Source organism: Pseudomonas sp. PA-5-4B (assembly GCF_021606215.1).
In the GTDB taxonomy this organism is placed as follows: domain Bacteria; phylum Pseudomonadota; class Gammaproteobacteria; order Pseudomonadales; family Pseudomonadaceae; genus Aquipseudomonas; species Aquipseudomonas edaphica.
Genome location: NZ_WKDB01000127.1, coordinates 1 through 6,347 on the forward strand (window position 1 = coordinate 1; position 6,347 = coordinate 6,347).

The window sequence follows — 6,347 nt, forward strand, 5'->3', positions numbered from 1 at the left end:
CTGCTGCGTTGCGACGACTCGCGCATTATCGAGGAGAGCGTGCACAGCCACCTGCTCAAATCCAACTGCCCGGTCACCAGCCAGCCGGATTGGGGCAGCGTGGTGGTGGAATACCGTGGTCACGCGCTGGATCACGCCAGTTTGCTGGAATATATCGTGAGCTTTCGCCAGCACTCGGACTTTCATGAACAGTGCGTGGAGCGGATCTTTTTGGACTTGCAGCGGTTGCTCAAGCCAGAGAAGTTGACGGTGTATGCGCGCTATGTGCGGCGCGGTGGGTTGGATATCAACCCGTATCGCAGCACTGAGAATGTGCAGTTCCAGAACGTGCGCCTGGCTCGTCAGTAGCCGTCACACAAAACAAATGTGGGAGCTGGCTTGCCTGCTCCCACATTTTGGTTCTGTGTTTGGCTTGGGGCCGGGTTAGATCCCCATGTTGCCCAAGGTGATCATGATATTGCGCAATGTCCCGGAAATGACCGGGTGTTCGGCATCGAACTCTATGGCTGCTTGATTCACATCGTCGGAAATACTGGGCGTTTGGGTGGCCGGTTCAAGTTCGAGTTGTAATTCGAACTTGGCAATCAAGGCTTCCAGTGCTTCACGTTTTTCTTCAGACAGCGGCGGTTGCTGTTCCAACTGCCCGCGCAGGATGTTGACCTGTTCTTCAAGCTTTATGCGGTCAGGCATGACGTTCTTCCTTTTATCGATAGGCACTGGCATAGACCGCGGCTCGCCGTGAAAGGTCTACGGGCTGACCTGTAGATTAATCCACCGGCGCCTTGAGTGCATGATCTCTATCAGGGCTTCTCGCCTTTAAGCTGGCGCAGGCTGATATCCGCCAGGCAGGTGCCCAGCTCGCCAAGGTGATCGATCACTGAATGCACGCCCAGCCCATACAGCGCCACCGTGGCTTTGCCGCGCTTGTGCTCGCGCTGTTGTTCGGTCAACGCCTGCCATTGCTCAGGTGACAGGCCGCACAGCGAGCCGCAGGACGCCAGGCCGATGGTCCATAACCCGGCATTCAGGCCCGATTGCAGCAAACGCGGCTCGCCGCTGACCAGCACACAGCCTTCGAGGCGTTGGATATTCAGTTCCATCAAGGCTTGCCAGCAGGCGTGCGGCGCCGGCCAGCGGATCGAGGAGGGGGGCGTGGCTTTGAGCCAAGCGGGCAGGGCAGCCGCCAGCGGGGTGGTGACCGAGGCGGGCAGCTCATCCAGCCAGGCGCAGGGCACGCCTTGGTCCTTGAGGCTGCGCAGAATCTTCAGCGCGCCGGGCGTGGCCTGGGAGTCGGGGCAGGGCGAGTCTGTGCGGGCCTGGGAACCGAAATCCACCAGGCAGCCACTCAGGCCAAACAGCACGGCAGTCAAGGTGGGGGCGCTGGCTATGGCAATTTCGGCGTGAGGCATTTCGACTTCCCTGAAATAGCTACGACGCTATCCGGGCTGCATGACAAGCGGATGACACTTAACCTGTTTGTAGGAATTTTGTGCATTTTGCGTATGTCGATTCCTCGTTACTGCCTAAATCCACACATCCGTCATATACTGACGGTCTTATTCAGGGCATAGCGCCCATGACAGATCATTCAAGGAGCCAAAGCTATGCGCTGGAGCCAGTACTTCGCTCAGCTATCTGTGTGTGCAACTATCCTGCTCGCCCCCTTCGCGGCCCAGGCTGCGTCGGAAGACGATCCATGGGAAAGCGTCAACCGCCCGATCTTCACTTTCAACGACACCGTTGATACCTACGCGCTCAAGCCGATTGCCCAGGGTTATCAATTTGTAACCCCGCAATTTGTGCAAGACGGCATCCACAACTTCTTCCGCAACATCGGCGATGTCGGCAACCTGGCCAACAACGTGCTGCAGCTCAAGCCGCACGCCGCCGGTGTAGACACCGCCCGCCTGTTGATGAACACCACCTTCGGCGTGCTTGGCTTTGTTGATGTGGGCACCAAAATGGGGCTGCAACGCAGCGATGAAGACTTCGGCCAGACCCTCGGCTACTGGGGCGTCGGCAGTGGTCCTTACGTGATGCTGCCGCTGCTCGGCCCAAGCACCCTGCGTGATGCGCCGTCCAAATACGTCGACAGCTACACCCAACCGTACCGCTACATGAACGATATCGGCTGGCGCAACAGCACCTTCGGCCTGAACATCGTTGATACCCGTGCCAGCCTGCTCGACAGCGAGAAGCTGATCACGGGCGACAAATACACCTTTATCCGTAACGCTTACCTGCAGAACCGTGAGTTCAAGGTAAAAGACGGCAAGGTCGTCGACGACTTTTAAGCCGTGACGTTTTGAAATGAAAAAAGGCGACCTCTATAGGTCGCCTTTTTTGTGCGCGTTTTTCAGCGCATTTTCAAGATCCTGAGGCCCAGGTGCTGGCGCTCGCCTTCGTTTTTGGCCCACACCACCTCGGTGTCCGCCTCCAGGCCCGTGAGGGCGGCATGTTCCGAATCGATGCGCACGGTCAGTTGGTCTCCCACCTGAAACTGGCGAGGTGCCTCAACCTGCATGCCGGAGCTGGAAAGGTCCACACAAACCCCGGCAATCTCTTGCCCCGCGTGGATCAGCGCCACATCGGCATCCACGCGCATGCGGATGAAATCGCGTTTTTCGTCGTAGCCGCGCTCATGTTCGCTCACGGGTTCCATCCTTACTTTGTGTTGTGGTGGTGACTGTTCTTATAACTCCCGGTGATTTGCGGTGTAAAGACGCCCGGCGACCATCGGCATGAGCTTGAAACCCCTGACGGATGGGAGTACCGTCTGCGCCTTAGAAGGGCACCTCTGCTTTACCGTTGTGCATGGGAGAAATCCCAGTACTTTGTAGGACAGAGAGGCTAGAAAGCGAATCCAGTACGTGAGCCCGGCCATTGCCGAGCCGCCTACGCCAACCTAATTCTGGCGCCGTTTGCCCACATGCAAAAAACCAGTGCCACGCTGCTGATAATCGATGACGACGAAGTAGTGCGCGCGAGCCTCGCGGCCTATTTGGAAGACAGTGGCTTCAGCGTCCTGCAGGCCAGTAATGGCCAACAGGGTCTCCAGGTGTTCGAGCGCGACAAGCCCGACCTCGTGATCTGCGACCTGCGCATGCCCCAAATGGGCGGCCTCGAGCTGATTCGCCAGGTAACCGAGCGTGCGCCGCAGACGCCAGTGATTGTTGTGTCCGGTGCCGGCGTAATGAACGATGCTGTCGAGGCCCTGCGCCTGGGCGCTGCCGACTACCTGATCAAGCCCCTGGAAGACCTGGCGGTGCTGGAGCATTCGGTGCGCCGCGCGCTGGACCGTGCTCGCCTGCTGCTGGAAAACCAGCGCTACCGCGAAAAGCTCGAAACCGCCAACCGCGAACTCGAAGCCAGCCTCAATTTGCTCCAGGAAGACCAGAACGCCGGTCGCCAGGTGCAGATGAACATGCTGCCGGTGAGCCCGTGGACCATCGACGAATTCAAGTTTGCGCACCAGATCATCCCGTCGCTGTACCTGTCGGGTGATTTTGTCGACTACTTCCGCGTCGATGAGCGACGTGTGGCGTTCTACCTGGCCGACGTGTCCGGCCACGGCGCTTCTTCTGCGTTTGTCACCGTGTTGTTGAAATTCATGACCACACGGCTGTTGTTCGAATCCAAGCGCAATGGCACCTTGCCGGAGTTCACCCCCTCCGAGGTGCTGGGCCACATCAACCGAGGCCTGATCAGCTGCAAGCTGGGCAAGCACGTGACGATGGTTGGCGGCGTTATTGATGAAGAAACCGGTCTTTTGACCTACAGCATCGGCGGTCACCTGCCGATGCCGGTTTTATACACTCCCGACAGTGTGCGTTACCTGGAAGGCCGTGGTCTGCCGGTGGGCTTGTTTAACGAAGCCACCTACGAAGACCACATTCTGGAATTGCCGCCGACTTTCAGCCTTACGCTGATGTCCGACGGCATACTGGACCTTCTTCCAGAGCCTACACTCAAAGAGAAAGAAGCCGCCTTGCCCCAAAAGGTCAAGTCGGCGGGCGGCAGCCTGGATGGCCTGCGGCAGGTTTTTGGATTGTCCACGCTAGGGGAGATGCCGGATGATATCGCCCTATTGGTGTTGAGCAGGAATCTTTGATGAGTACCGGAAGAATCCAATTCGCCGAGCAAGACGGGACCTTCGTCCTGAAGTTTGTCGGTGAAGTGCGCCTGACCTTGTGTTCGGCGCTGGATGCGACGATTGAGCGGATCTTCACCGCGCTGAACTTCTCAGCGATCGTGATCGATCTGACCGAAACCCGCAGCATCGATAGCACCACCCTTGGCCTGCTGGCCAAGTTGTCCATTCTGTCTCGGCAGAAGGTTGGCCTGTTGCCGACCGTCGTCACCACCCACGAAGACATCACCCGTCTGTTGCAGTCCATGGGTTTTGACCAGGTGTTCAACATCGTTGACCGCCCGATCCCCTGCCCGGAATGCCTGACCGACCTGCCTTCGCAAGACCAGTCCGAAGAAGTGGTACGGGTCAAGGTGCTGGAAGCGCACAAGATCCTGATGGGCCTGAACGAGTCCAACCGCGAAGCCTTCCACGACCTGGTCAATGCCCTAGAGCGCCACTGACCTTCAGTTGAAACCCAATCCAATGTGGGAGCTGGCTTGCCTGCGATAGCGGTATGTCAGCCACCTATTCATTGCTGACCTACCGCTATCGCAGGCAAGCCAGCTCCCACAGTTTGAATGGGGTTTGGTTTGAGATCAGCAAACATGAAAAAGGGCGGCACCCTCACAGGTGCCGCCCTTTTTGTCGCCGCCTGCCTTACAACTTGGCAGTCAACAACGCCTCCAGCTTCTCCTGGTCCCGAGCAAACTGACGAATCCCCTCTGCCAGCTTCTCAGTCGCCATTGCGTCCTCGTTGGACTCCCAACGGAACTGCGCTTCAGTCAAATGCACCCGCGCTTCACCGGCATGGCCTGGCGACAGCTTGCGCTCCAGCTTGCCTTCATCCGCCGCCAGCTTCTCCAGCAGGTCCGGGCTGATGGTCAGGCGATCACAGCCGGCCAGCTCTTCAATCTGGCTGAGGTTACGGAAGCTCGCACCCATCACTACAGTTTTATAGCCATTGGCCTTGTAGTAGTTGTAGATGCGCGTTACCGACACAACGCCTGGGTCTTCAGCGCCGGTGTAGTCGTTGCCGTTAGCCTTCTTGTACCAGTCGTAGATACGGCCTACAAACGGCGAAATCAGGAACACACCGGCTTCGGCGCAGGCCACGGCCTGAGCAAACGAAAACAGCAGTGTCAGGTTGGTCTGAATGCCTTCTTTTTCCAGCTTCTCCGCTGCGCGGATGCCTTCCCAGGTGGAGGCGATCTTGATCAGCACGCGGTCACGGCCTACGCCAGCTTTGTCGTACAAGTCGATCAGACGGTGCGCACGCTTGAGAATCGCGGCTTCATCGAACGACAAACGCGCATCCACCTCGGTGGAAATACGCCCCGGCACGACTTTGAGAATCTCTTGACCTACCGCCACCGCAAAACGGTCGCTGGCCAGGCCGACGTCACCGTTGCAGTCCTTCACAGCCTCATCCAGCAGCGTGGCATAGCCTGGAATCGACGCCGCCTTGAGCAGCAGGGAAGGGTTAGTGGTGGCGTCTTGCGGCTTGAGCTTGGCGAGGGTGGAGAAATCGCCGGTATCGGCTACAACGGTGGTGAATTGCTTGAGTTGTTCCAGCTTGGAAGTCATGGGCGTGCTCTGTCCTGTGGGTCTGATGACATTACCCGAGCGCCGACAAGCGCTCAAGGGCGCAAATACATTCAGTCGTTTGCGAGGGCAACAACCTGAAAACAGCCGTTTGAATGCCCCGTCTTGGTGCTAAATAGGAGACCAAAACCCCCGACAGGTTCAACCCAAGTTCCCCCAACCCACGCGGCCCCGTGTGAGAGCTGGCTTCCTGTGGCGAGCAGGCTTGCTGTGGCAAGCCTGCTCGCCACAACAGCCCAGCCACCGACCAACCCTGACACCCATCACCCAAAACGGTGGGAGCTGGCTTGCCTGCAATAACGCTAGCCCAGCCACCAACCAACTCCCTGACACCCCGCACTCAAACTGTGGGAGCTGGCTTGCCTGCGATAACGCCAGCCCAGCCACCACCCAACCCCCTGACACCCTGCACTCAAACTGTGGGAGCTGGCTTGCCTGCGATAACGCCAGCCCAGCCACCACCCAACCCCCTGACACCCCGCACTCAAACTGTGGGAGCTGGCTTGCCTGCGATAACGCCAGCCCAGCCACCACCCAACCCCCTGACACCCCGCACTCAAACCTGTGGGAGCGGGCTTGCTCGCGAAAGCCGCCTGTCAGCCTCCAAATAAAC

7 protein-coding genes and 1 pseudogene are annotated in these 6,347 nt (G+C 58.5%); 4 read left to right on the forward strand and 4 right to left on the reverse strand.

Annotated elements, in window-relative coordinates; genetic code table 11:
- Positions 1–348: pseudogene (locus tag GIW28_RS30310) on the forward strand (NADPH-dependent 7-cyano-7-deazaguanine reductase QueF); the annotation flags it as partial.
- A 75-nt stretch (positions 349–423) separates the two neighbouring features.
- On the opposite strand, the gene GIW28_RS30315 reads toward GIW28_RS30310, so the two are convergent.
- Positions 424–690 carry a DUF4404 family protein gene (locus GIW28_RS30315; protein ID WP_017137441.1) on the reverse strand — a complete coding sequence of 89 codons (267 nt, stop codon included), beginning with the start codon at positions 688–690 and terminating at the stop codon, positions 424–426.
- A 110-nt stretch (positions 691–800) separates the two neighbouring features.
- Entirely contained in the window at positions 801–1,409 is a 609-nt protein-coding gene (locus GIW28_RS30320; RefSeq protein ID WP_170038825.1) for an HAD family phosphatase, read from the reverse strand.
- A 195-nt stretch (positions 1,410–1,604) separates the two neighbouring features.
- On the opposite strand from GIW28_RS30320, the gene GIW28_RS30325 reads away from it, so the two are divergent.
- The gene (locus GIW28_RS30325) at positions 1,605–2,294 is read left to right on the forward strand and encodes an MlaA family lipoprotein (protein WP_065929195.1); all 690 of its coding nucleotides are present in this window, start codon (positions 1,605–1,607) and stop codon (positions 2,292–2,294) included.
- 62 nt (positions 2,295–2,356) lie between these two features.
- Here GIW28_RS30325 and GIW28_RS30330 read toward each other — a convergent pair whose 3' ends face one another.
- Complete coding sequence (locus GIW28_RS30330) at positions 2,357–2,653, reverse strand: PilZ domain-containing protein (RefSeq protein ID WP_017137444.1); 297 nt, start codon at positions 2,651–2,653, stop codon at positions 2,357–2,359.
- Between the two features lie 276 nt (positions 2,654–2,929).
- Here GIW28_RS30330 and rssB point away from each other — a divergent pair, with 276 nt between their 5' ends.
- The gene (gene rssB / locus GIW28_RS30335) at positions 2,930–4,111 is read left to right on the forward strand and encodes a two-component system response regulator RssB (RefSeq protein ID WP_099548684.1); all 1,182 of its coding nucleotides are present in this window, start codon (positions 2,930–2,932) and stop codon (positions 4,109–4,111) included.
- The gene (gene rssC, locus GIW28_RS30340; protein ID WP_003172602.1) at positions 4,111–4,593 is read left to right on the forward strand and encodes an anti-sigma factor antagonist RssC; all 483 of its coding nucleotides are present in this window, start codon (positions 4,111–4,113) and stop codon (positions 4,591–4,593) included. Before rssB ends, rssC begins: the two co-directional genes overlap by 1 nt.
- Before the next feature lie 196 nt (positions 4,594–4,789).
- Here rssC and tal read toward each other — a convergent pair whose 3' ends face one another.
- Positions 4,790–5,716 (reverse strand): transaldolase, encoded by a 927-nt coding sequence (gene tal, locus GIW28_RS30345; protein ID WP_138454296.1) that lies wholly within the window; start codon positions 5,714–5,716, stop codon positions 4,790–4,792.
- Positions 5,717–6,347: the final 631 nt, after the last annotated feature.

What these genes read in the sequence shown, in the direction of transcription:
- GIW28_RS30315 (WP_017137441.1), bottom strand. Translation starts at nt 690, where the DNA reads ATGCCTGACCGCATAAAGCTTGAAGAACAGGTCAACATCCTGCGCGGG.
- GIW28_RS30320 (WP_170038825.1), bottom strand. Translation starts at nt 1,409, where the DNA reads ATGCCTCACGCCGAAATTGCCATAGCCAGCGCCCCCACCTTGACTGCC.
- GIW28_RS30325 (WP_065929195.1), top strand. Translation starts at nt 1,605, where the DNA reads ATGCGCTGGAGCCAGTACTTCGCTCAGCTATCTGTGTGTGCAACTATC.
- rssB (WP_099548684.1), top strand. Translation starts at nt 2,930, where the DNA reads ATGCAAAAAACCAGTGCCACGCTGCTGATAATCGATGACGACGAAGTA.
- rssC (WP_003172602.1), top strand. Translation starts at nt 4,111, where the DNA reads ATGAGTACCGGAAGAATCCAATTCGCCGAGCAAGACGGGACCTTCGTC.
- tal (WP_138454296.1), bottom strand. Translation starts at nt 5,716, where the DNA reads ATGACTTCCAAGCTGGAACAACTCAAGCAATTCACCACCGTTGTAGCC.